This is a genomic window from Erwinia aeris (genome assembly GCF_041224955.1).
GTDB classification, from domain to species: domain Bacteria; phylum Pseudomonadota; class Gammaproteobacteria; order Enterobacterales; family Enterobacteriaceae; genus Erwinia; species Erwinia aeris.
Window position 1 is genome coordinate 46909 of the sequence record NZ_JBGFFX010000017.1, and the last position, 23539, is coordinate 70447.

General features: G+C 51.3%; 23 protein-coding genes and 2 pseudogenes. 5 read left to right on the forward strand and 20 right to left on the reverse strand.

All coding sequences use genetic code 11. The features are described from left to right. Positions 1-10 precede the first annotated feature (10 nt). From AB6T85_RS21570 to AB6T85_RS21630, 13 genes and pseudogenes are all read right to left on the reverse strand, one after another. Positions 11-1303 (reverse strand): annotated as a pseudogene (locus tag AB6T85_RS21570) (hypothetical protein); the annotation flags it as partial. A gap of 71 nt (positions 1304-1374) precedes the next feature. Further along, complete coding sequence (locus AB6T85_RS21575) at positions 1375-1773, reverse strand: hypothetical protein (RefSeq protein ID WP_369896637.1); 399 nt, start codon at positions 1771-1773, stop codon at positions 1375-1377. After that, positions 1773-4448: an antirestriction phage head protein DarA gene (gene darA, locus AB6T85_RS21580; protein WP_369896638.1), complete on the reverse strand. Its 2676-nt coding sequence runs from the start codon at positions 4446-4448 to the stop codon at positions 1773-1775. Before darA ends, AB6T85_RS21575 begins: the two co-directional genes overlap by 1 nt. Further along, positions 4441-5079, reverse strand: a complete 639-nt coding sequence (locus tag AB6T85_RS21585) for a defense against restriction DarA-related protein (protein ID WP_369896639.1) — start codon at positions 5077-5079, stop codon at positions 4441-4443. The genes darA and AB6T85_RS21585 overlap by 8 nt, the downstream gene beginning before the upstream one ends. Further along, entirely contained in the window at positions 5072-5518 is a 447-nt protein-coding gene (locus AB6T85_RS21590) for a lysis protein (protein WP_369896640.1), read from the reverse strand. The genes AB6T85_RS21585 and AB6T85_RS21590 overlap by 8 nt, the downstream gene beginning before the upstream one ends. Then, positions 5519-5827 carry a holin gene (locus AB6T85_RS21595; RefSeq protein WP_337016485.1) on the reverse strand — a complete coding sequence of 103 codons (309 nt, stop codon included), beginning with the start codon at positions 5825-5827 and terminating at the stop codon, positions 5519-5521. 134 nt (positions 5828-5961) lie between these two features. Then, the gene (locus AB6T85_RS21600) at positions 5962-6255 is read right to left on the reverse strand and encodes a hypothetical protein (protein ID WP_369896641.1); all 294 of its coding nucleotides are present in this window, start codon (positions 6253-6255) and stop codon (positions 5962-5964) included. Positions 6256-6260: 5 nt separating this feature from the next. Beyond that, the gene (locus tag AB6T85_RS21605; RefSeq protein ID WP_369896642.1) at positions 6261-6788 is read right to left on the reverse strand and encodes a tail fiber assembly protein; all 528 of its coding nucleotides are present in this window, start codon (positions 6786-6788) and stop codon (positions 6261-6263) included. Between the two features lie 2 nt (positions 6789-6790). After that, a complete protein-coding gene (locus AB6T85_RS21610; RefSeq protein ID WP_369896643.1) occupies positions 6791-8527 on the reverse strand; it encodes a phage tail fiber protein in 1737 nt (578 codons plus the stop codon). Then, a complete protein-coding gene (locus AB6T85_RS21615; RefSeq protein ID WP_337016493.1) occupies positions 8527-8976 on the reverse strand; it encodes a phage tail protein in 450 nt (149 codons plus the stop codon). The genes AB6T85_RS21610 and AB6T85_RS21615 overlap by 1 nt, the downstream gene beginning before the upstream one ends. Before the next feature lie 95 nt (positions 8977-9071). Further along, positions 9072-10133: a phage tail protein gene (locus tag AB6T85_RS21620; protein ID WP_369896644.1), complete on the reverse strand. Its 1062-nt coding sequence runs from the start codon at positions 10131-10133 to the stop codon at positions 9072-9074. A gap of 7 nt (positions 10134-10140) precedes the next feature. Further along, positions 10141-11553 carry a baseplate J/gp47 family protein gene (locus AB6T85_RS21625; protein WP_369896645.1) on the reverse strand — a complete coding sequence of 471 codons (1413 nt, stop codon included), beginning with the start codon at positions 11551-11553 and terminating at the stop codon, positions 10141-10143. A 2-nt stretch (positions 11554-11555) separates the two neighbouring features. Then, complete coding sequence (locus tag AB6T85_RS21630; RefSeq protein ID WP_369896646.1) at positions 11556-11900, reverse strand: hypothetical protein; 345 nt, start codon at positions 11898-11900, stop codon at positions 11556-11558. A gap of 267 nt (positions 11901-12167) precedes the next feature. On the opposite strand from AB6T85_RS21630, the gene umuD reads away from it, so the two are divergent. The 4 genes and pseudogenes from umuD to AB6T85_RS21650 all read left to right on the forward strand — a co-directional run bounded on the left by umuD (position 12168) and on the right by AB6T85_RS21650 (position 16011). After that, positions 12168-12611 (forward strand): translesion error-prone DNA polymerase V autoproteolytic subunit, encoded by a 444-nt coding sequence (gene umuD / locus AB6T85_RS21635; RefSeq protein ID WP_369896647.1) that lies wholly within the window; start codon positions 12168-12170, stop codon positions 12609-12611. Then, positions 12595-12822: pseudogene (locus AB6T85_RS21640) on the forward strand (Y-family DNA polymerase); the annotation flags it as partial. The gene umuD and the pseudogene AB6T85_RS21640, both read left to right, overlap by 17 nt. A gap of 85 nt (positions 12823-12907) precedes the next feature. Continuing rightward, on the forward strand, positions 12908-13885 hold the full coding sequence (locus AB6T85_RS21645; protein WP_369896684.1) for a tyrosine-type recombinase/integrase: 978 nt from the start codon (positions 12908-12910) through the stop codon (positions 13883-13885). Next, positions 13885-16011: a tyrosine-type recombinase/integrase gene (locus tag AB6T85_RS21650; RefSeq protein WP_369896648.1), complete on the forward strand. Its 2127-nt coding sequence runs from the start codon at positions 13885-13887 to the stop codon at positions 16009-16011. Before AB6T85_RS21645 ends, AB6T85_RS21650 begins: the two co-directional genes overlap by 1 nt. Before the next feature lie 230 nt (positions 16012-16241). Here AB6T85_RS21650 and copM read toward each other — a convergent pair whose 3' ends face one another. The 7 genes from copM to AB6T85_RS21685 form a co-directional block, all read right to left on the reverse strand. Continuing rightward, the gene (copM, locus tag AB6T85_RS21655; RefSeq protein WP_369896649.1) at positions 16242-16592 is read right to left on the reverse strand and encodes a CopM family metallochaperone; all 351 of its coding nucleotides are present in this window, start codon (positions 16590-16592) and stop codon (positions 16242-16244) included. A 144-nt stretch (positions 16593-16736) separates the two neighbouring features. Further along, positions 16737-18134 (reverse strand): heavy metal sensor histidine kinase, encoded by a 1398-nt coding sequence (locus AB6T85_RS21660; RefSeq protein ID WP_369896650.1) that lies wholly within the window; start codon positions 18132-18134, stop codon positions 16737-16739. Beyond that, positions 18131-18811, reverse strand: coding sequence for a heavy metal response regulator transcription factor (locus AB6T85_RS21665; protein ID WP_369896651.1), 681 nt, complete (start codon positions 18809-18811; stop codon positions 18131-18133). Before AB6T85_RS21665 ends, AB6T85_RS21660 begins: the two co-directional genes overlap by 4 nt. Before the next feature lie 28 nt (positions 18812-18839). Beyond that, complete coding sequence (gene copD / locus AB6T85_RS21670; protein ID WP_369896652.1) at positions 18840-19772, reverse strand: copper homeostasis membrane protein CopD; 933 nt, start codon at positions 19770-19772, stop codon at positions 18840-18842. 4 nt (positions 19773-19776) lie between these two features. Further along, positions 19777-20157, reverse strand: coding sequence for a copper homeostasis periplasmic binding protein CopC (copC, locus tag AB6T85_RS21675; RefSeq protein WP_369896653.1), 381 nt, complete (start codon positions 20155-20157; stop codon positions 19777-19779). 35 nt (positions 20158-20192) lie between these two features. Next, entirely contained in the window at positions 20193-21020 is an 828-nt protein-coding gene (locus AB6T85_RS21680) for a copper resistance protein B (RefSeq protein ID WP_369896685.1), read from the reverse strand. Positions 21021-21162: 142 nt separating this feature from the next. Further along, positions 21163-22959 (reverse strand): copper resistance system multicopper oxidase, encoded by a 1797-nt coding sequence (locus AB6T85_RS21685; RefSeq protein WP_369896654.1) that lies wholly within the window; start codon positions 22957-22959, stop codon positions 21163-21165. Between the two features lie 290 nt (positions 22960-23249). Here AB6T85_RS21685 and AB6T85_RS21690 point away from each other — a divergent pair, with 290 nt between their 5' ends. Then, the gene (locus tag AB6T85_RS21690; RefSeq protein WP_369896655.1) at positions 23250-23480 is read left to right on the forward strand and encodes a PcoE/SilE family metal-binding protein; all 231 of its coding nucleotides are present in this window, start codon (positions 23250-23252) and stop codon (positions 23478-23480) included. Positions 23481-23539 lie beyond the last annotated feature (59 nt).

The window sequence follows — 23539 nt, forward strand, 5'->3', positions numbered from 1 at the left end:
TTCTTTACTAAAACAGGCCGCCGATACCGGTGCCACCTTCAGCTTCTAACTCGTCCGAAACTTGGCGCAAAATATCCTGAAGGGAAACCTCCCCGCCGCCGAACATATCGCCCATAGCCTGCTGCTGGTGTGTTAATTCAGCATTAATTTTATCGGCCATAAGCTTAAAGGCTTTGCCCATCCGTTTAGCCGACCGGTTATTTTGCACGATAAACAGCGCCAGGGCCTTAGCTTCTTCAGAGGCATTTTCGAACATGCCCATCTGTGCGATGACGTCGCTTATATGCTGCCCTGTTTCCTTAGCCTGGCGAACGAGATCAACAGCCCCTTTCAAGGCACCTAACGCTTTTTTATCGAGGCTGGCCACATCCTCGGCCCCATCCACCAGCGTGCTTACTGTTTCCTTATGAATGTCACCTGATAGGATCTGCATTTGAGCAAAATCGTTTGCGGCCGTGTTCAGCGCGGTCAATACATTGCGCATGTCCGGGTCGGGTTCTTCAGAAACCATTTTTACCAGGCGTTCATCCTTATAGGCTTTGGCAAAAATGCTATTTTGTAGCCGGTCGATTAGCTGACGCGTAGGCCTGCCATCTTCTGTTAGAAGGCCCGCCGCCGCTGTAGCACCGATCTGCATAACAAAGGCTCTAATAAACGCGTCATTAGACCGGGCCAGCAGATCGCCACTCTCAGAAGGTTGAAACAGCTGCATCATCTCAGGCGTAATACTCTCCGCATCCACAAAGGATTTTTCGCTGGCCGACATCTCTTGCAGGTCTGATAAATTACTATCTTTCGCAAATTGCGCTCTATCCACTTCTGTAAGCCGTTCACGAACCAATACGGGCCGTTGCATGGATTTCACCTCTGCGGCCGAAATACCAAAGCTGCGAGCGTTTTGAATGAGGAATTCACGATAGTTGTCCGCCTTACCTTCTGCGTAAGCCCTGATTATGCCCATTGTTCGTCCATTGCCTGACTCAACCACGTTATCCGGGCCAATTATTGGCGAGCCATGACTGGATAAGCCGGAATCGGTAAGCTGCGCCGGTCGCAGCGAACGAGAAATATTGTTGACCTGTAATTTGCTGGAAAAACGTGTTCGGTCACGAGGCTGTAGTTCTTGGGGATAGTTCTCGTTTATTCGACCATCCTGGTGATTTGATACGGTCAGGTCCCTTGCATCAACCAGCTTGAATCGGGTTTTAACCTCATCTCCTTTCCCGGTAACAACGAACGAGCTACGGCCACTGTTAAATGCCTGGCGGATAACACCGATCAGCGCCTTTAAGGTTGGCGCCATCTGAATTTGTTTTAAAACGGATTGCTGCATAGTCACACCAAAACGCCCGACGTTGCGCCGGGCAAAAATTATTAGGCCGCTTCCGGGTATTTCTCGCGTAGCCAGTCAGATGCACCAGCAACCACATCTTCCATTGTCAGGAAGACATTGAGATATGGCTCCAGGCGAGTGAGGGTACTGGTAAATTCCCCGCTTTCCTGACTATTGAAATCGCCATTGAGAAACGCCATTACGATAGCTGGTTGATTACTGTCTACCGGCTTATTCTCACCACCCTCAGCTGGCTGCGGTTGCGCTTCTGAAGCATTTACCGGGTTGGCAGGCGGGCCGCCGTATCCTAACTGGATAAGTAGCGCGTTGATCTGACGGCCAATCGTAATTTTACGCAGACCGGTAGCCTCAGCTGAGTCCTGGATCATGCTGTTTAGCTGGCGCCCCAGCCTGATTTTATCCATCGCGCCTAACGCCATCAGTTAGCCCCCTGCGCGATAGTCACTGACAAAGCGACCAGGTGATCGGCAACCTGATTAAGCAGGTCTTCGTTTTCGTCCATTTTACCGGCATTGGCGAGCGCAGCGGCGATGTCTTCTACTTTGGCCATTTCGGCATCAATCGCTGCCGGGTTCCCGGACTGGAAAGACAACAGGCCTGTAAGGTACTCAATCCCAACTTTTGCGGCTTTATCTGCTTCGCTCACTTCAGCGCCCTCTTCTTCCTCAACAGCTGACGCGTCAGGTTCAGCCGCTACAACTAAATCTTTAACCATTGGAATTGGCTTGCCCGTCACCATTGCTTTCTCAACCGCCTTAAGATATTCAGGCGATGCATGTGCTGATACATATCCCGCGATTTCATCCAGCTGGCCGCTGTCATAACCCAGGGCTTCAGCCCATGCATTTACCAGATCATCAGCCCATCCAACTAACTGACCTAAAATTTCAGCGCCGGTATTGGGCTGCTGTATTTCTACCTGCTCTTGCGGCTCGTTTACCGCCGTTTCCATTTCAGCGGCGGCCGCGTCTTCCGGCTTAATTGCTGCCGGTACGCTTTGGTAAAGGCTGGCAAAGACTTCTACAGTTGTTTTGCTATCGGCACGAGCCATTACTCGCAGAAGGTTCATTGCGCCGCCCGCGTCTTTAACCTCCTGAGATAACTTGTCGGAATCCGGCGCGTTAGTTTTGATATATTGGCCAATAAACTTTTTGTCCGTAGCATCAGGGTTATCACGTTTAAAATTTGCGATAAGCGCGTTCAGGGTTTGCCATGCCGCCTTTGCTTCTGAGGGTGACATTATCGATTGGAAATCTACCAGCTCGTAATCATCGATTTTGGTTTGGCTAAGTGGTTCTGCATAAGCCACAACGCCCCAACGATAGCCGCTCTGCTTAATCTCCTTATGCTTGACGATCGCCAGGTTAGCTGACTCTTCTGGTGTATATTGCTCAACCGCTCCGCGCGGCTTCCAGTCCGGGCGCGCTTTCATACCGTAAAAAAACAGATTTGATGTTGCCGCATCATCAGCGTTGCCGGTAGTGGCTGGCGCATTTGCCTTTTCCTGAGCATTACTCACAGGGAACATGTCGCTGTAAATAGCGCTAAACCATGCCTGCTGCGCTGTCTGATTCCCTTCAACATCGCCTTCTGGCTTAATATCAGGGAATGCAGACTGTAGGCGGGCCATCCAGTCATCCATGCTTAACGCACCTTCGCCCGGTCGCTTCATTGGATTTACACCGGAGGCAGTGCCCATTGTCCGGTAAAACCAACGATAAAAATCATAGGCATCAGTAAGGTCACGGCTCGCGCCGACAAAGGCTTTAAGATTGTCACGGTCAGTATGGGCTGACAATGCGGCCGCATCCGGTGCTGGGCTGGTGGCGATGTGTGAGTCTGTTGATGGGGTGTCTGTCGTTCTGCTTTGCCAGTTTGATTTAGCTGATTTCCACTCTTGCATGAAATAGGCTTTCTCACTTCGGTCGATCACATAAAAGTAAGCGATCTCACCTTCATGCTTGCCATCTTCTTGATAGTCGGCATTTCCACCTATGGTTTTATCCAGGTGCTTGCCCGCAAATGCGATGAAGTCCGGTTCGCCTTCAATGGCCATCATAACTTTGCCATGATCTCCGGTCTGATTACCGGCAATATCTCGACCTTTCACGACCTCATATGCGCGCGCTGCCAGACGCTTCGGCTTGGCCTTCGACTTGCCTGCTTCTACCAGCGTATCCGGCTGCGCGGCGGTCGGAGGTACGCCAGCTTCATTTCCCTGGTCCGCCTGCAAAGCTTTTTTTTGTGCTTTAAAAGCGGCAATTTCCTGTTCGAGATCGGCATTGGATTTCTTAACGCGAGCCAGTGCTGAGTTAGCTTTATCCAGTTCGCCATTCAACGCAGGTTGAGCATCTCGTAATGCATCAGCTTTGGCCATTTCATCAGCGGCCTGACTTTCCAGTTTATTCGCTTCGTCCTCAGCACTCTCAGCATTTGCCTTCAATTTTTTGTGCGTATCCTGCTGCTTTTGAAATTTTGCCGAATTACGCTCAATGAGATTGGCCAGACTCTGTGCCGTTTGATCTAACGACATATCACGACCGCCAATAGGCGCAACAACATGCGTTACGTCGCGCTTGTTAAGCAGGAATTTAAACGCGACCAGCGCGTCGCTGCCAGCCAGCTTATTGCCGTCAGAAGTGGGACTATGAAAAATTAGCGAAACGCTCTGGCCATCAGTGCATGGGATTTTGGCCGCCATCACTGGTACGCCTGAAACCTTACGCACATTACCAATTTGCGCACCGCCCACTACGGCCAGGCCTGTTTCATCCGTACCAGCATCGTGCGTACCAGCCGTAATTCCCGTGCCGTTCAAACCGCGATTTAAGACACGGACAAAAGCACGCATAGTCTGTGCCAGACGTTGCTTTGTGGTACTTACTGCTTCAAACATTGCCGTCTCTGCGGCATCGGCCAGGTGTTCGCCCAGATAAGTGTGCTCGACATCTTCAAGCGTTGTTGGCTCAAGTAACAGCGCGTCTTCATCATCGGACATCAGGTTATCGATGTGCGCCGCGCTTAACGGCTTCACGTCATAATCAGCGCGGTCATAAATGGCAAAGCCGTTAATTGGATGATATGGATTATTCATCGTGATGTTGCCCCTGCAAAGACTCTAATTCACCCTTTAGCTGGCGGTTACGGGCCTGCTCAGACTTCAGCTCGGTTTGCGCCGATTCGATTTGTTTTTTTGTTGCTACAGCGCTCTGTTCACGTTCTGCATAAAACTGTTGCGCAGTAACAATGCTGGCTTTTGCCGCATCGATCCGCTCACTCTGCTCTGCCAGCCGTTGCGCATTGGATTTGACGCCCGGTTTTTTCGCCTGGCCACCTTGTGGCTTTTCTGCACGGGCCAGCTTGCGCGCCAGCGATTTTGCAAATGCCACAGAATTAACCTGAATCGCGCTGGCGATGACCTTTGCCAACTCACTTAGATTTTTGGCGCCGATATATGGGACGGCTTTTTTGTTCAGGTTAATAGCAGAGACGTCGCCGGTTTCATTTACTTGTACGCTCACTTCCTGTTCATCCATAAATTTCAGGCCGAATGTGCGCATCGCCACGCCATCTTTTCGCCGGGCCGTGCCTGCCGGTGACACTTTGGCAATCTCAACGCCATTAAGCTCGATAGCTTTTTTCAAAGGCATCAGGCCGCGCTCGTTAAGATTCGCGAAATCCAACAGGTGATATTGATTACCGTTCTTCGAATTAAGATTAATCATCGCTGGCCACCACCCTTTCATCAGGCAGATAGAAATTTTTTTCCTGTGTGGATTGGATAGGGAAAAGGCGATAGAGAGGATTTACCCGGCAATCGCCGTGCGTCATGCGCACCTGCAAAACCCAGTCTCCTGCTTTAAGGTATTTTCGGCTGAAAAACAGGTATTCACGGGTTACGCCTTTCTTTGAGAAAAAGAGTGAGCGCGTTTTCCCTGGGATAACTGTTGATGGATCGTTTTGGTCGCGCAGGCAGTATTCGACCTGCGCACCCTTGATATTCGACCGTGTAGTTTTGAAGCCGACAGGAAAACGAATTACATTGTCATCGTCTCGATATTCCTCAGCGCCAATATCGCTAATAACCGCCTGTTTGCGCTTCAACCCAAAGCGATCGGCCAGCGCCGCCGCAATCACAATTCCTAAAAAAAATCCCCGGATCACTTAGACCCCCTTCTTAATAAATATCGCCTGTATGGCTTGTAGAAACATGTCTTTCCCCTTCGTTGCTGTCTCACGACCGTTATTGCTCGCCAGGAGTACCGACAGGAAAAGAAGCGCCTGTTCCCATTGGTAGTGAACCGCCGCAAAATACGCAGTAGCCCCGGAAATAAGCGCCACGCTTAACTCAGTGAAGAAGTTGAGCCAATCGCGCTTAATCCTTTCCTCTCGCACCCCCTGCAAAAAAACTGCGATACCGCTAAGCAGGGACAGCAGCGCCGCAATAGCGATTGTGTTTGTGCTGCTGTACACAATCCTTCCTCCATCAGTTAGCTGCGGCGCGAGGTTATCAAAAGTGACTTTTGCGGAAACGATCGGGAATTGCAGGTGTAAAAAAGGGGCCTGATGGCCCCTCGAAATGGGATTTATTCGACGTTATAAAGGGACTATTGTGCAGGGCCTTCAGGCGTTAACTCATGCGCAGTAGCAACTGGTTTTATCGGCTCTGGTGAGACATATGCGCTGAACGTTCCTTCTGATTCATTGTAGATCATGCCCGGTTCGCATTCAGTTGTGTCTTCCAGGGGCACAAGCGTATAGCCCGGCATAGTAAACGTATCAGGCATGGTTAAAATGCTTTGTACCAGCAGCGGCGTACCCAGCAACAGTGCTTTTCGCACAAAAACCGTTGGTACTATATCTTCATCATCTAAATTCATATTCGGCTCACCCTTAGTCACTCTTTTCAATCCTGTGGTGCTTCAGGCCATTGGATTTCATCAATCAAAGAAAGGTCTAACCCTTTTAATTTTTTTACATAACTATTCCATGCGGATAATCTATTTTTATCTTCATCATTGATAGTGCCAAGCATTAAGTCGTTCTGCCATTCATTCATATGCAACCGGGCAGAGGAAATCAGGCCATCACATTTATCTTGTGCTAACTTTAGTTTTTCCGTGGAATTATAAGTACGAGGCACGACTGCAACACCATCAAATGTCCAATTACCCGACACATCCGCATCAGGGTGAACATTGCTTAAGTCAATTTCAGTCACAGAAAGATTATGCGGCCAGATTGCAGCGGCCTCTTTTTCAATAAACCGCACTACACCATTAGTGTCGTAAGCAATTTTAACAGTATCCTCTGAAAACTTTAACAAATGATAATACCAATCAAAACCTTCATCAGTTTGAAGAAAGAGAGCGTCCGGCATAATAAGGTCTTTATACTCGGGAATGTAAGCGGATAAATTCTTGAGTGTTAACATATTTATAACTGCCCTATAGTATACCAATTCCCGTTTACACACTTTTGGATGGCACGGTAAAAAATAGTATCTCCGCCCGGACTCGAACCCTCCGTATACCACCCGGTCATTACACATCCCCCTGGCGCTTTAAATGTGCCATTAAGAATACCACCACCTTCCCCGGCGAGACGCATATCCTGTACAGCATCGCCTGCGCCGCGCTGGACAAAATTGCCTTGTATCCAGTTATTTATCCATCCACCCCAAATACTTCCATATACGTTACCATCACCCGCTATACGAACGTTGCCGTGATTAGCCTGAAGCTCGCCACCAGCCATTAATGTATTGCCGACATTTACATTATGGTTCAATGTGACATCACCATTGCTGGCATTAACCGCAAACGGGCGTAAACCATTCCACCCGCCGTATTGGTTCCCTACATCAGTAAATAGCAGGTAGTAAGTCGAACCATCAAAACGATGAATTACTCCTTGATTCGGGCTTAGGATACGGTAGCCGTTCGCCTGATTAGTAATAAACTCGCCCTCACCATAAATACGCCGATTCGCTATGTCAAACCCCATATACTTAGCGTCATTCAAATACAAATCAAGCAGGCCGTCGCCAGGACATATAAAACCAGAATCATTGTCACCAATATTAATGGAACTCAGGTTAGAGGAAAAATTCCCAGTTGGTGGGCTGCCAATGCTAACTTTATTTGCCACAGATAATGAGCCTGAAATATTTACCGTACTGGCAAACGCAGCAGCGCCCGAAACCGTCAGGGAACCTTTCAAGGTTGATGCATTTGCGGCCTCAAAATTCCCCTGTACTTTAGCTCCGTGGCCTAAAGTCACAAATCCGCTTGCAAGTTCCATAGTGAATGGACGTAGTGAATTATAATTGCCGTATGCGTCATTAGCATTTGTGGCAAGCATGTAAAAACCAACTCCGTCATTCCTATGAATCACACCATACTTCTCGGATACCATGCGAAAGTTATTACCGTTGGTATTAAATCCGTTTGAGATGAACTCCCCTTTACTTTTAACGGAACCTTCAAATTCACCGGCATCTTTTACAGATAAATAGCCCTCTGATGTTACCCCCCCTTTTACAACTAATTTACCTGTAACCGTGCCCCCACTAAGCGGCAAAAACGATTTACCTGCTTTAACGGTAAGGAGGCGATTATCCGCACCGTCATTAATGTCATTCGTAGATTCGAAGGAAACCTGAAATTGATGACGTTTAGTGGTGTCGATCTTTTCCTTCGTAACACTCTGCACGTCAGCCTCAAGCGTAATGCGCGCAATTTCAATAGCATTGGCTGGGATGTCGGACTCTGCAAATACTACGCGAAGTGTTGCCGCTTCCTGCGCTACTGAATTATCTACCTGACGTGTTAGTACCCCCTGACCGTATACGGCTTCAAGGATCACAAAGTTCTGCTTACCAGCGGTAAGGGGAAGTGTTTGCTCAGTCAGTAGCTGGACCGTTATCTGAAAATTATCGACATAGACAGATGCAACGCCCGGCCGATCGCCGTCAAGCCCAATTGTCACGTTCAGACCATTTGCCGGTGTCACGGTATAGCCGCGATATACGCCTGCGGAGAAAATGCCGAATGCTTTACGGTTAAATGCCGCCGATCCAAATTGCTCAAAATATTGCACATCAGCCACCAGCCCGGACTGTGCATTAGGCGCAACGACAGAGACTCCGCCCAAAGCGGTTACGGCGCCCATTAATCCGCCCTCTGGTCAATTGTGAGCTTGGCTGTGAAAGCCTTACCCTGATAGAGCGTGTCCTGCTGACAACACAATACCGCGAACGCAAGTCCATCATCGTCAACCAGCGCCAGCGTATTAAAATCGTATGCCATATTAGCCGGTAACACGGAATCCTGAAGCGTGGCTGTGACGGTAATCAGCCCGTTATCGGCGGTACAGATCAGGCCCACTTCAGCAAATTTCCCGGTTAAATCGCCTACCGTAAAAGTCGGGGGGATCTCGGCTACAGCCCAGCCGCCAGCCGGATTTTTTGTAACCAGGGCTGAGGTCCCGAAAAGCGCTTTTACATACTTAAAGCGCGTACCTACGCCAATTTCTGACTCAGCACGGCGCGTATAGAAATAATCGAGCAACGCGGCGCGGAACAGCTTTCCCGCGCCCGTTACTGCTTTAATAGCAGCCATAAAAATTCACCTTAAACGTATGGGCAGACGAAGAAGTTTAAAAAAAGTGAGTTATGGCAACGATGAACAGCCCGCCACGCGGCGGGCTGGAGGGGTCAGTAACTATCGCGGAAGAGAATGGTTTTAATTGCCGCCGCCTGGCTTGCAGAAATGGGTAATAATACGCTGCTTGCTCCGTCAGGAAAGTTGAAGCCTGAAAGCGTGCCGTCCGTGAATTCCACCACGCACCCGCGAAAGCCTAACGTTTGAAGCGTGGCCACGCCATCAGCCACAATTAAACGGCCGTCTGTTCTTCCTGCAACAGGCTTGATTTGTGGTGCAGCAATCACGTCCAGCCCCCAACTATCGATGCGATGATTATCGAGCCGGAAAACTGGCGTATCTAATGGGCGGTCTATAGTCGCTAGTGTGCCTTCTACTTGCTGTGCGGTTTCAAACGTAATGAGCGAAATAGCAGATTTCTGAGAGGGGAAATACCAGGTGCCATCCCTTATTTCAGTCGCGAGCGCCACAAGCGTAAAACTGATAACTCTTTCAGTCACTTCATAGGTCAGGTAGTAGCCCATACCATCAAACACGATCGTAAGCGGTATGAGCGGCTCTACAACCAATTTAAACTGTGCAATGAACTCGTTGAGCACCTCTTCTGGATTAACGTCTGAGAACGTATCGTAAACGTCATTTAGAGCAACACTTATGCGGCCCCGCGATGTCAGAAAAAATCCCCCATATTTTGCTTTGGCGGCTTCCAGTTCGTTCTCAGTAACAAAGTAAGTGCCGTAAGGGTAACTTTCCTGATCGACTGGCGCATACAGTGGTTTCCAGTCAGCCGCGAGATTTTTGAACTCTCGCCATAGCGTCGACTCGATTGGCCGGTCCGTACCTTTGAAATGTATTTCATCGAGACGCTGTTGCAGTAGCACGGGTAACGATGCGCTGGAGTCCTCGTTGATGTAGAAAAAGCGTCCCAGCTCTTTAATCCGCAGGTCCATAGCTTCGCTGTCCATCGAGAACAGGGATTTCCGGTTGGCCGTTCTTTCGATAAGGGGCAACACGGCGCTTTCCATTAGCGATTGCACCGCGTTAGCAAAACCAGACCACAACTCTGATGTCTGTTTAGCCGGAATAAGTCGGTCTTTGAACCAGTCTTTTTGCATATCGGCCTTAATACCTCAGCTCGATAGTTGAATTCTCTACATCGAGATAAACAAAATCATTCAGCCCGACCATCTCAGACATTCCCGTAATCGATATATTGAATGACATCAACAGGCCGGTTTCCTGTACAAGTGCCCAGATTTTGTTATGCGTGACGCGGTTAAAATCTTCGGCACTCTGAGAGTCAGATGCCTTTGAGTCCCGGCCAGCGCCGGTTTCCAGTGCGCTACGGATTTTGCGCTTTGCCTCTTCGAGATTGATCGTTTTAGTGGCGATCCCCGAAAGGGAAATGGTAAAGGGCTTTTCATTTGTGGGTACATGCCTGAATGATTTATTCAGCTCGTTCGGTACATTTTTTAGTGCTGATAACATCGCGGCGCCAATTTCATCCTGGGACATTCCCGGCTTATGGCCACAGAGAAAAACGGTATTGATGTTGGCTAATGATTTGTGTCCGTCCTGGGCTTCCTGTTCGCTTTCTCCCCAGACGTTAACCCAGCTCATACCTGAGATTACTGTGCGTAAAAAATGTTTATAGTCGCCGCCCCATACAACCTGCTCGTCATAAGCCACGTAATATTGCGCACGGTTGCGAGTCTCTTCGGTTGTTTCGAAGCCTGCACCATTTGTAACCGGCGAGTCCGTTACCAACTGCACTTTATTAGCCAGGCTGGAGTGATCACCAGTCGGCGCTAAAGTCTGGCCCTGGACCAGCGTAATGTCACCGTCGCTCAGCCAGACATCGATCAAAATGCTTTCCCCTTCCCCCGGCATTTTGCCAATAGAACCGTCACCAAAGCGGATACCGATCTGTTCTGTTGGCCGGTAAAACATCACGTAGTCACGGCTATTTTTTTTCGAGAGCCTGAATTGCGCGTTATGCTTCCACAGGATCTCTTTCCCCTTTTCTGTCACATAGACGTCAATCTGGGCACAGCGCGCAGTCAGCTCTTTACTAAGGGTAAGGGATAAGAATTCTGTCTCATTATCTACGACGGCGGTAATCCGCTGCCTTTCCAGCTGTTTGATGGCCACACCTGATCTGACCTCATTAGCAACCAGAGTGAGCGGCTCCATCAGCATATACGGGTACTGCGCGTCAGAAATAAGCGTGCTGTATAACGGCAGCGCTACACTTTCTGCGGTCTTATTTGTAACCCTAGCCGTTCCAGTTGCCGGAGTTATCAACCGACCGACATATCCTTTATCTTCAGCTGCTGCGAGGATCGAGGATCGGCGTGTTGCAGTGCTGATAAAGCCTTCAGTCAGGGCTTTTGCTGCGGCAACCTGCGCGGCATAAATTATCTGGCTTCCCATGACCGCGAACATTTTTATGAATTGGCTATTAACGAACCTCTGCCACCAGCTGTTACGTAAAAGCAGATCGTTAAATTTCTCGTATAAATCCTGTGTTGTCATACCTAACCTTTTTGTAAACCAGTGCTGTAATCGCCCGACGGCAGACCAATCGTCAGATAAAACAGATCCTTCTCAATCGCCTCAATCCTGATACCTGTTAACTCCACATCGGGAATATCGCGTTTAAGAGATGTCACCATGTCATTCTCGATCGCTACCTCCGTGAAAGTGTTCATTGGCTCATGCTTATATTTTTGAAGCGGATTCCCCCATCCGGGCAGGCCGTAAATGCTCCCCTGTGGGGTATGAAGCCATTCTTCAATTTGTGCCTCCTGAGCCTCGCTATCTCCCAGCTTGACACTTACGCCCTCCCCGGTAACGCGTAGCAGGCTGTCTATTTCGTTCACTGTCACCCCCTGATAAGCAACTCGTTTAAGGCGGCTAATTTAACCAAAGTGAGGAATCAGGAACGGTTGGTGTCCGTGGTGATTTAGGTATGGGGCGCGAGACTAAATCGGCATCACGGCTGGGCGCTGGCGCAGATCTCCAGCACATGCGAGTGGTAAAGACTACGATTTACTAATAGACAAATAGACGTAGGTTTTAACGTAGTACTTGATCTCTAAGTTAAAACGCTAATACTGTATATAACAACAGTGGATTTAGTTTAAAAAATGAGCTTTCACGAAAACGAGATGTTACCGGATGACACAGAGCTGACTGCATTCAAAAGATTGAAGCCTAAAGGCTTTCCGTCTCCAGCAAACGATTATCAAGAATCTGGCATCGACCTTAACAAGCTGTTGGTTGGTAAGGCCGCAAGCACATATTTTCTGAGGGTTGAAGGCGATTCGATGATTGAGGCGCAAATTTATGATGGTGATTTGCTGATCGTCGACTCATCTCAGATTGCAGGGCATGGCGATGTAGTGATTGCGGCCGTAGATGGAGAGTACAAAGTGAGAAATCTTGTCGAGCACCCTCGCCTCTCGCTGGTGGCAATGGATCCCGCATACAGGCCAATTTATATTAATGATGCGACCCCATTACATATATTTGGTGTCGTAACCTACATAATCTCACCCGCCGCGAGCCGTCGAAATGTACGCCCTGGTTGATGTAAATTCATTCTATGCATCTTGTGAGGCAGTCTTTAGGCCCGATTTATGGGGAAAGCCGATTGTCGTTGCTTCAAATAACGATGGATGCGTGATTGCACGCTCAGCTGAAGCAAAAAGGCTAAATATCCCTATGGGCGCACCTCTTTTCAAGTTTGGCCAATACCTTAAACAGAATGGCGTTCACGTTTTCTCTTCGAATTATGCGCTTTAGTAAGTTAAGTGGAATGCAACATCTTCGGTATAAACTTTAATCAGTTGTTATGAGCTGAAAGGGGAAGGCCGTGAACATCACCATGCATTCCGCATCTGCACTTCTGCTGACTGAACAGTGGCTTAAAATTCTTTCGAATTTAGGAAGAGCCAGCGCAACTATTAAAGCCTATCGAAGTGCCCTGACGCATTTTTTTGCCTTCTGTGAAATACACGATATTGCTCCTGAAAGGGCTTCCTTTGAAGACATTGCAGGATATATCCGCCCTCAGCTCCCTGATATGCCGTCACCCGTTGCCAGCGCCACACTCCAGTTGCGCATTTCAGCTCTTCGCCTCTGGTATGACTTTCTGATTTACCAGGATATTTGCAGTCTCAACCCGTTACCCCGTTCGGGTTTGCCTGGTGCCATTTATACCGGGCGTGGCCTGGTCCCACGTATCACCCGCCTCCCCGTTATTCCCGATGACGGGCAGTGGCTCAGGTTCCTGAAACACGTTTCTGCCGCGTCTCTGCGTGACCGGCTGATGCTTGCTCTGGCGTATTATGGCGCGCTCCGGCGCACGGAAGTGACGGCTCTGAGGCTTGAGGACATTGATCTGGCTCAACGCCTGATACGCATCCGCGCAGAGACGACGAAAAACAGACGGGAAAGAATGGTCTGCTACAGCGCTGACGTTGCGCCGGTACTGGGAAACCATTTTCGGCAGCTACGGCTGGCAGGCTTGTCAGGCGGTGCTCTGTTCCGTTCCGCCTCTGACCGTAATTACGGCGCTCCGCTCTCGTTCTGGAGCTGGAGTAAAACCGTGCGGAAATGGGCGACAGAGACTGATCAGCCAGACATCACCACGCATACTTTTCGTCACCTCCGGCTGACTCATCTGGCACGGGCCGGATGGAAACTGCATGAACTGGCTACGTATGCAGGGCACAGGGACCCGCGTACCACACAAATTTATATTCATCTGTCGGGAACGGATATGGCTGCCCGCATGGCTGCTGCCGTCGCTGAAACCGACCGGAAGATCGCAGGGCTTATCTTTCAGGCGGGGGCAGTGTGATGAAAGCAGAAACAGGAACTCATAACATTTATGTCCCTTTCAGTCGTTCAGACTATCAGCTGAATAATGTGTTAAACACTGAAGAGCGCGAGGCGTTAAGCACCGGGCACAAACGTACCTCTGCTCTGAGCCAGCAGGGTCCGCTGTCATCTTTACTGCGGCCTCTTCAGGATATTGCCGACCGCAGCGGCGCCAGTGACAGACTCGTCAGGATTATCATTTCTGCCGTTCTGGCGGAAATACACCGGACAGGGCAACCCTGCGGGCTGTGGGAATCAGGAAAGTGGCTGGCGCTGTGCCAGCAGCACCGTTCAGGCAGGCCCCTCATTGCGGCTTTTGCCTTCCATCTTGGTTCGTTCCCCTCACCGTTCGATCTGCCGCATCATGGTGCCCCGTCGCTGTACGCCTGTGCCATCTATGGCCGGGAATTTTTCACACAGGAACTTAACCGGCTGACGGAAGCTCTGGTTTCACTGGGATACAAACGCAGGAACCAGAAAAACCAGCTGTCAGCCCTGCTGGGCATACTGATGATGATGAACAGTAATCCTCAGCTCGAAAGCTTCACGACTGATCTCCTGTGGCGCGCGCAGAAATATCATGATCGCGGGATCGCAAGGACAGTGGGCAGAGTTTCGCATGCGCTTGCCGCAATGGGTATCATCAAAAGCCCCGTGCGTATGCGCAATTACCAGGAGTGGCGCGAAAAACCGACAGAAGACATCGCACAGGCCTGGGTAGCATGGTGCCGGCGGTGGAGAGAAACCTCAGTGCTTCGTCCCCGATCCAGAGAGAGCCAGTACAGTTTTATCCTCCGCTGCGGCCTGTGGCTCGCCCGGGAGCATCCGGAAATACGCGAGCCGTCCGACTGGACAATGGAGATCTGCGCAAGCTTCATTGCGGCAGTCGGAAGAATGAAGGTCGGTGAACTTTCTCTGGGCACGGCACAGGGGACGCGCCGGTCTTCCCGTTCCGGAGAACCCATGCTTCCAAACTCCCGCGCCGGTTTTGTGTATGCCGTTCGCCGCTTTATGATTGACTACGAAAACTGGGGATGGGGACGGCTGAAATTCAGTCCGTCCCGTCATCTCTCGACGCCTGATACGCCGCTGTTTCGTCAGGGCGTCAGTCCCCGGGTTATTGATGATCCGGTCTGGCTGAAACTGGTCTGGGCAAGCCTGAATCTGCGTCAGGAAGATTTGCTGAGTGAAATCCATTATCCCCTGTCTATGCTGCAGGCTATGGCGGTCATCTGGACACATGCAGGGCTGCGTCAGAATGAACTGATGCGCCTGACCGCAGGCTGCATTATCCCACAGTCTGAAGATATTAACCGGGACGACGGCAGTACCATTCCTGCCGGGACCCTTTGCTACCTGAACGTGCCAGCTGGCAAGACCTCTAAAGCCTTTGTTAAACCGGTTTCTGCTGCAGTGAAAAAGTATGTCGATATCTGGCTTGCAGAACGACCAGGAGAGCAGGCGGCTCTGACAGATGAGCGCACCGGTGAAAAGGTCCGTTTTCTGTTTCAGTTTCGGGGCAAAGCAGTGGGAAGAGATATAATAAACCGCACGGTTATTCCGGTTCTCTGTGCCAGAGCGGGAATGCCGCAGGAAGACAGCCGGGGCCCCATTACCAGCCACCGGGGGCGTGCATCGGCCGTGACTGCACTGGCCAGTGTTCCTCAGGGCATGTCGTTATACGAGCTGATGCAGTGGTCAGGTCACTCTTCGCCGCAGTCCACCATGCATTATATTCGTATACGCCCGACACAGCTGGCAGCTTCTTTTGTGAAGGCGGACCGGGTCGCGCATATGATGAGCGTGCTGATTGACCATGATCCGGATGCTGTCAGCCTCACCGGTCCGGCAATATATTATGATCTCGGCGATTCGTACTGTATGAATCCTTTCTGGAGCAACTGCCCGCACCGGATGGCGTGCATCGGTTGCGACTTTAATCTGCCAAAACAGAGCGCAAGAGGACTTCTGCTCGAAAGTAAGGCGTCCGTAAAAAGATATCTGGAGGAGGTGCCGCTGACGGTTGACGAGAGAGCCGTCGTGGAAGGAGATACGGAAAAACTGGAGGCTGCTCTGAGAAAAAGCGGTAAGGTTCTCATCCGGTAAAACATTTGTCCGGACAGCATATTATCTCAGGTAAGTAGCAGCACAGTGCGTGAGTTCTGCCTCGTAACAGAAAGCCAGCAGTCAAAGCTTATTCGCTGAGCCATACCTCTTTTTGCCGCAGTCATTCCGGTTTGGATTATTTCTTTTTTCTGCCTGTAAAAAGATAGATAAAGGCCCTCTCTGGGCCCTGCCGGTCGGTTGAAATACAGTCTTCTGGTGTCAGCTGTAAACTATTTATTAAGCCATTTTTCCAGATGCTCAATCTCAGCCTTCTGTGCTTTGATGACATCTTCAGCCATCTTTCTCATTTCAGGATCTTTTCCGTACTTCAGCTCTGTTTCGGCCATGGCTATCGCGCCTTTATGGTGCTCTGCCATACCTCTGGCAAAAGCCCTGTCTGTATCCTGCTCCTTCATCGCATCCATCATGCCGCGGTGCATATTCTGCATGGCGGCTATGTATTCTTTTGACGCCGGGGACATATGCATGTCCTGCGTCATCTTCATATCCGGCTTCTGGGCCATAGCCGCAACGGGCAGAACAACCAGCAGGGAAACCAGGGCTGTCTGTAATTTTTTCATGATCCATTCCTTTACTGGGCTAAGAGACTTCAGTTTAGTTAAGCACCCGGGATCGTTTCACAAAACCGGGAAAGAAATCCTTGATTTAAAGCAGTTCAGAATTATTACGGGCGACAGCCTGAAGAAAGCGCACATCAACGTAAATCATGCTGCCGGTATTTTTACCGTAAACGTAACGATGTCACCGTCCAGAAAAACCTGCAGCGTGCCATTGTGAGCCTGGACAACGGCACGCGTGATGGAAAGGCCCAGACCGGCACCGTCCGTGTTATGTTGCCTGGACGAGTCACCCCGGTAAAAGCGATCAAAAAGCCGGCCCAGATTTTCCTGTGTAATGGCTTCTGTACGGTTAGATATGTGAACAAACGCCATCCCGGCCTGCTGTTCAGCCCGGATCAGGATCGCCGCGCCGTCTGAAGAGTACTTTATGGCATTGGTTATCAGGTTGCTCAGCGCCCGGCGTAGCATCAGACGATCGCCCTTCATGCTGGCATCCCCTTCAAGCGTCAGGGTTTTACCGTTTTCAGCGGTCAGCGGCTCGAAAAATTCGATTAGTTCTTCGAGTTCTGCCTTTGCGGAAAAAATCTCATTTTCCAGCGCCAGCAGCCCGTTTTCAGACTTTGCCAGAAACAGCATGTCGCTGCTCATTCTGGCAAGCCGGCCCAGCTCCTCCAGGTTTGAGAAAAGCACTTCCCGGTAGCTGGCAGCGTCACGCTCCCGGGACAGGGCAACCTGCGTCTGCATCATCAGGTTACTTACGGGAGTGCGCAGCTCATGGGCTATGTCAGATGAAAACTCTGACAGGCGCCTGAAAGAGCCCTCCAGTCTCTCCAGCATGCTGTTAAACTCGACTACGGTAGGCATAAGTTCCGAAGGAAGGTGTCGGGCCGGCAGGCGCTCACTGAGATTATTAACGGTAATAGCCGAAGCCAGCCGGTTTATTTCATTCAGCGGCCGGAGTCCGATGCGGGTGGCAAGCCAGCCCAGCAAGACAGAAAGAAAAATCAGTCCCCCGTTAAGCCACATCAGCCACTCTTTCAGCTGGCCGATAAATTCATCATGAAAGCCAGTATCGTAGGCGGCTGTTATCAGCACGTCCCGGTGCCTGCCCGCGTTCTCTGCACCGATTTTTTTAATCATGACGTTATAGCGCCAGCCGTCTTCCTCCACCGTCTGCAGGGTGTTCAGCTTCAGGGGCTCACCGGCAAAGCGCTCAGCCGGAACCGGGAAGCCGGGAGAGAAATAGGCGGCGAGTATTTGATTATCGGCAGTCCTGATCGACAGATAAAGTCCGCTGTGGCCCACCATGGCGTCGGCAAGCTTGCGGGCAAGCCCCGCGGTATCAAGCTTTCCGGTACGGGCTTCACTTTCCAGCAGTTCGGTAGCCAGCTCAAGCTTACCGGTCAGCAGCGTAAGATCCTGGCTGCGAAAGTAACTGCCCAGCGCGGCAACCAGCAGAACGCTGGTAAGCAGCCAGACGGACATCATGACACCGGCAAAGACCAGGCTAAGTCTGGAAGTCAGAGACCAGTTACGCTTCATTCTTCACGTATCTCCAGTACGTAGCCAATGCCGCGTACGGTATGGATCAGCTTCGGGTTGAAGTCATCATCCACTTTGCTGCGCAGCCGCCGGACAGCCACATCAATTACGTTAGTATCACTCTCAAAATTAATATTCCAGACCAGGGAGGAGATGAGATTTCTTGGCAGCACTTCACCGCGACGCTGCAGCAGCAACTCAAGCAGAACAAACTCTTTTGTGGAGAGATGAATTTTTTTGCCGGAACGGCTGACGCTCCGGCGGGATATGTCCATCACCAGGTCAGCTATTTCATACATGCCGGATGCCAGAGAGCGGTTACGCCTGAGCTGGGTCCGGATACGGGCCAGAAGCTCGGCAAAATCGAACGGCTTGAGCAGATAGTCATCGGCTCCCAGGTCCAGGCCTTTGATTTTTTCGCTGACGTTATCCCTTGCGGTCAGAAACAGCACGGGCTCTTCGTGGCGGGCCATTCTCATCTGCCGCAGAATGTCCCAGCCGTCCAGGGAGGGCAGCATAACGTCAAGAATAATCAGGTCGTAGCGCTGCTGCAGGATGTGCTCCAGCCCCTGACGACCGTCATTCACAAGGGTGACGTCATACCCTGCTTCCTGAAGACCCTGTTTCAGGTAAGTCCCGGTTTTAATTTCATCCTCGACGATCAGAAGAGTGGTCATGGTATAAGGGCCCTGCAGCTGAGTGTCGTTACGCCATACCGTTACCGGGCGACAGCGTGCCAAGCCAGGCTACGGTCGCCAGAATCAGGATAGACACGCTGAACTCTGTAATAATACTTTTGCGCATCAGCGCAATACCCGTCTTATAGTGGCCCTGACTGAGCGCATTTTCCAGTGCCGGCGCAAGCCGGAAGCGGTTCGCGGCAGCCAGCAACAGCATGACGAAAAACAAGCCTGTCTTGATTAGCAGTAGCAACCCGTAGTGGCTGCCCGGCAAAGAGTTGACCGGGTCTTCCACAATGAAGAAAAAGTTAATGACGGCGGTGATGACAATACTCAGCACAATCACCGTGCCGGCCCGGGAAAAGCCCGTCAGGGCTTCCGCAAGCTGCCGGACGTGGCTGGCCTTCTGCGCCTTTTTGATGCATAACAGAATGGCAAAGGCTGTCAGCGCGCCCACCCATGCACCGGCTGCCGACAGGTGGATGATATCGCTCAGCAGATGCAGATAGTAGCTCATACCGTCGTTCATGGCCGCGTGGCCGCCCCATGCCAGGGTGGCCAGCGCTGTGCCTCCTGACAGCGTGAGAACGTAACGCGACAGAACGGCATTGCGCAGGCGCAGGCCCAGTCCGATGAAGGCCAGGACGAGTGCGGCAAGCCGGATAACCCAGCTGAGGCCGACCGCAGTCTCACCGATAACCATCTCTATGATGTGGAGCGTGATTTCACCTGCGTCGGTCACGCCACTCATCGCCTGCGCGACCAGCAGCATATTCGCCAGCGACAGAACAATACCGGCGGATATCAGAATAAAGAAGAACGACCAGACGCTGAATAAAGACACCGATTTTTTAAGCGTTCCCTTCACGGCATACAGTTCGAATAAAGGCAGCCCAAACAGAACCATAAGGTCAAGGTAAAGGAAAAAGCGGATGACAATAAAAGTCTGATCGTTCATGGTATTATTTCACGCTAAAGCTGACGTTGCCGGTGCGCGGGTGTGTATCGGAAGATACCGCACGCCACTCCACCTTGTATGTGCCAGGCACTAGAGGTTTGGCCGGCGTGATCACCATGGTTTTCGGATCGCCACCGGCGGCCACTTTTGCCGCAACCGCCATCGGGGCATGAGAGGACATGCCGGGCATATCGGTCATGACGAGACGTGCACCAGAAAATTTTGTGACCAGATTCTCAGTAAAGTGCAGCTCCACTTTTGAAGGCGCTGCCACCTGCGTTTTATCAGCAGGGACAGAAGAAGCCAGTTCCGGATGCGCCTGCGCGGCAAAAGCAGCAACAGAGGCGGCAACAGCGATGACGTAGCCAGCATAATTACGTTTCATATTCATACCTGTCTTGTTTGTTAGAATTAACTGCATCAGAACCACACGCGGGCACCGAGAAGAAAGCGCACTTCGTTGTCTTTCTCTCCTTCACGGGTCGCCATATCGGCCGTGTTGCCATAAAGCTGGCTCCACGATACGCCCACATAAGGCGCAAACTCCCGCTTCACTTCGTAACGAAGGCGCAGGGAAAGCTCGGTACCGGACAGCCCTTTCCCGGTTTCACGCACCTCATCATCCTTTCCGTAAAAATTAGCTTCAAAAGACGGCTGCAGGATGAGCCGGCTGGTAAGCAGCACGTCATACTCTGCTTCAAACCGGAGCGCAGTGCGTCCCTGCTCACCGGCAAACGCAGTGAGTTCAGTTTCGAGGTTATACAACGGCATGCCCTGAAAGCCGGCGGCGGCCCATGTCTGGGGCCTGCCAGGTTTAAAATCCTGTCGGGCGCCCGCAACCACGTCCCACCAGGGCGAGATAGCGTGCCCCCACAGGGCCTGCACCTCTGCCGACTCGGTTTTTCCGTCGCTGGTTTCCCCTTCGCTGCGCAGCCAGAGGCGATCAATATCCCCGCCGGCCCAGCCGCTGACGTCCCAACTGAATCCCCCGGCCTCATTATTTTTCTGCCACTCAAGCTGATCGGCCAGCAGATACCAGTTCACGTTGCTGTCATGCACTTTATGGCCGTGTACGTCCGGAAACGCAGCCCGGCGGTCGGCGTCCGTCAGCACCGGAACAGGCGTCCTGCTTTCAGTCGGGGCAGCAGGCTGCATGGACTCCATGCCTTCCATCCCGGACATGGGTTCCATATTGCCCATAGCGGAGTGGTCCATGCCCGACATTGCACCCATGTCATGCTCCTGCATGTTGTGCGCCGCTTCAGCCCGGGCATCAGGCGCGGCCGTAAGTGCACTGCCGGCAATGGCTGCGAAAACCAGCAGTCCGGCCGCCGGGCGGAAAAAGTTATGTTTCATATCACCACGCTCAGAAGCTGACATCAGAAGTACCTCACTCATTAACCCGGACTTCACGGAACATGCCTGTTTCCATATGAAAAAGCAGATGACAGTGGTAAGCCCAGCGGCCCAGCGCATCGGCCGTCACACGATAGCTGCGGCGCGTGCCGGGCGGCATATCAATGGTGTGTTTACGCACCAGAAACTTCCCTTCTTCATCCTCAAGGTCGCTCCACATTCCGTGCAGATGAATGGGATGCGTCATCATGGTATCGTTGATGAGCACGATGCGGACGCGCTCGCCATAGCGGAGCGTGACCGGCTCTGCATCGGAGAACTTGATGCCATTGAAAGACCAGGCAAATTTTTCCATATGGCCGGTAAGATGCAGTTCTATGGTGCGTGAGGGTTCGCGTCCGTCCGGATCGTCAAAAGTGCTCTTCAGGTCAGCGTAGGTCAGAACCCTGCGGCCGTTATTCCTCAGCCCGATACCCGGATCGCTGAGCTTCGGGACGGGCATCATGGCCTGCATGTCAACCAGGGGGTTGTTCGTTTCTGATGCCGGATGCTTCTGCATATCACCCATGCCGCCCATGCTGCTGTGATCCATGCCAGCCATACTGCCTGCCGGGGCGCTTTCCACAGCTGAACCATCCATGCTCTGCATACTACCGCCGTCCATACCCTGCATCTGCCCGTGATCCATACCCCCCATGCTGCCGTGATCCATTCCCCCCATTCCCATATCATCCATGGTGAGCCAGGGACGAGGATCGGTGGAAGGAATCGGGGCAGTCATGCCTTCACGAACGGCAAGCGTGCCCCGTGCATAGCCGCTTCTGTCCATGGACTGGGCAAAGATGGTGCAGGCATCCTGGACGGGCTCCACAATGACATCGTAGGTTTCAGCCACGGCAATACGGAACTCATCCACGCTGACGGGGGTGACGTACTGGCCGTCAGCAGCCACCACGGTCATCTTTACGCCGGGAATGCGCACATCGAAGTAGGTCATGGCAGAGCCGTTGATAAAGCGGAGGCGGATTTTTTCGCCTTTACGGAACAGCCCGGTCCAGTTTTTACCCGGGCCCTGACCGTTCATGAGGTAGGTGTACGTCGCACCGCTGACGTCTGCAAGGTCAGTCGGGTTCATCTTCATTTCCGCCCACATCTTCCGGTCAGCCAGGGTATTACCCAGTCCCTTTTCCCGGGCATCCCGGAAAAAATCACCGGCGGTGGGCTTGGCGAAGTTGTAGTAGTCAGACTGTTTTTTCAGTTTTGCAAGAATGGTGGCGGCATTTTCATCTGACCAGTCGGTCAGCATTACCACATGTTCCCGGTCATATGTAAACGGCTCAGGCTCAGCGGAATCAATGATAATCGGGCCGTAAACGCCTTCCTGCTCCTGAAGACCGGAATGACTGTGATACCAGTAGGTGCCATTCTGCTTCACGCGGAATGAATAAATGAAGGTCTCATCGGGTTCAATACCGTGGAAGCTGAGGCCGGGTACGCCATCCATGTTGGCCGGCAGAATAATGCCGTGCCAGTGAATGGAAGTTGTTTCTTTCAGACGATTTTTAACCCGCAGCGTGACAGTATCACCTTCTTTCCAGCGCAGCAGGGGACCCGGCAGGCCGGCGTTGATGGTTTTGGCATAACGGATGTTTCCGGTGATATTCAGCGGCGTTTCGGCGATGAACAGGTCGAAATCGTTACCGGTAAGCGTGCGTGACTGTACCAGACTTACTGCCGAGAAAGCATCGAACGTCTTCATACCAAGACCGCCGACAATTCCGGCTGCTGTGATCCCTTTGATAAAATTACGTCGTGAACTTTTAAGCTGCATAACTGGGCTCCGGCAAAATGCAGTTTGTCCCGGGAGAAACTTTCTCGGCGCCGGAAGCATGAATAATGCAACCCGGCCTGGAACGTTATTTCTGTTACCGTAAAACTATCACAACTGAAACCCCGACTTGATTACATTTATGTCATGTCAGAACCTGCTGTTTTAAATTACATTTATGTCATTTTCGTTCACGGTATTTTTTTTCGGATAAGATAAAAATCACTGAGACCAGTGTAGCTCTGGTCCGGGATTAACTGCGATTCCCATCCTGTAAACGTAAGGAAGTACGAATGAAAAAGATTATGCTTGTCGCCGCTGCGGTCCTTCTTTCCATTTCAGCCGCTCAGGCACAGCAGACTCCCATGGACATGTCCTGCTGTAAGAACAAAAAGGCCCCGGCAGCCTCCGTAAATGAGCATGAACTGGCGATTCAGGCACATCAGAGCATGAATAACAGCAGTGCTGCCGCACATCAGAACATTATTGAAATGCACCGCAGGATGATGCAGAAAGAGAAATAACTGCAGATGACGGCACCCACAACGGGCTGAAAACCCGGACCAAAATCACCCGCTTTGTC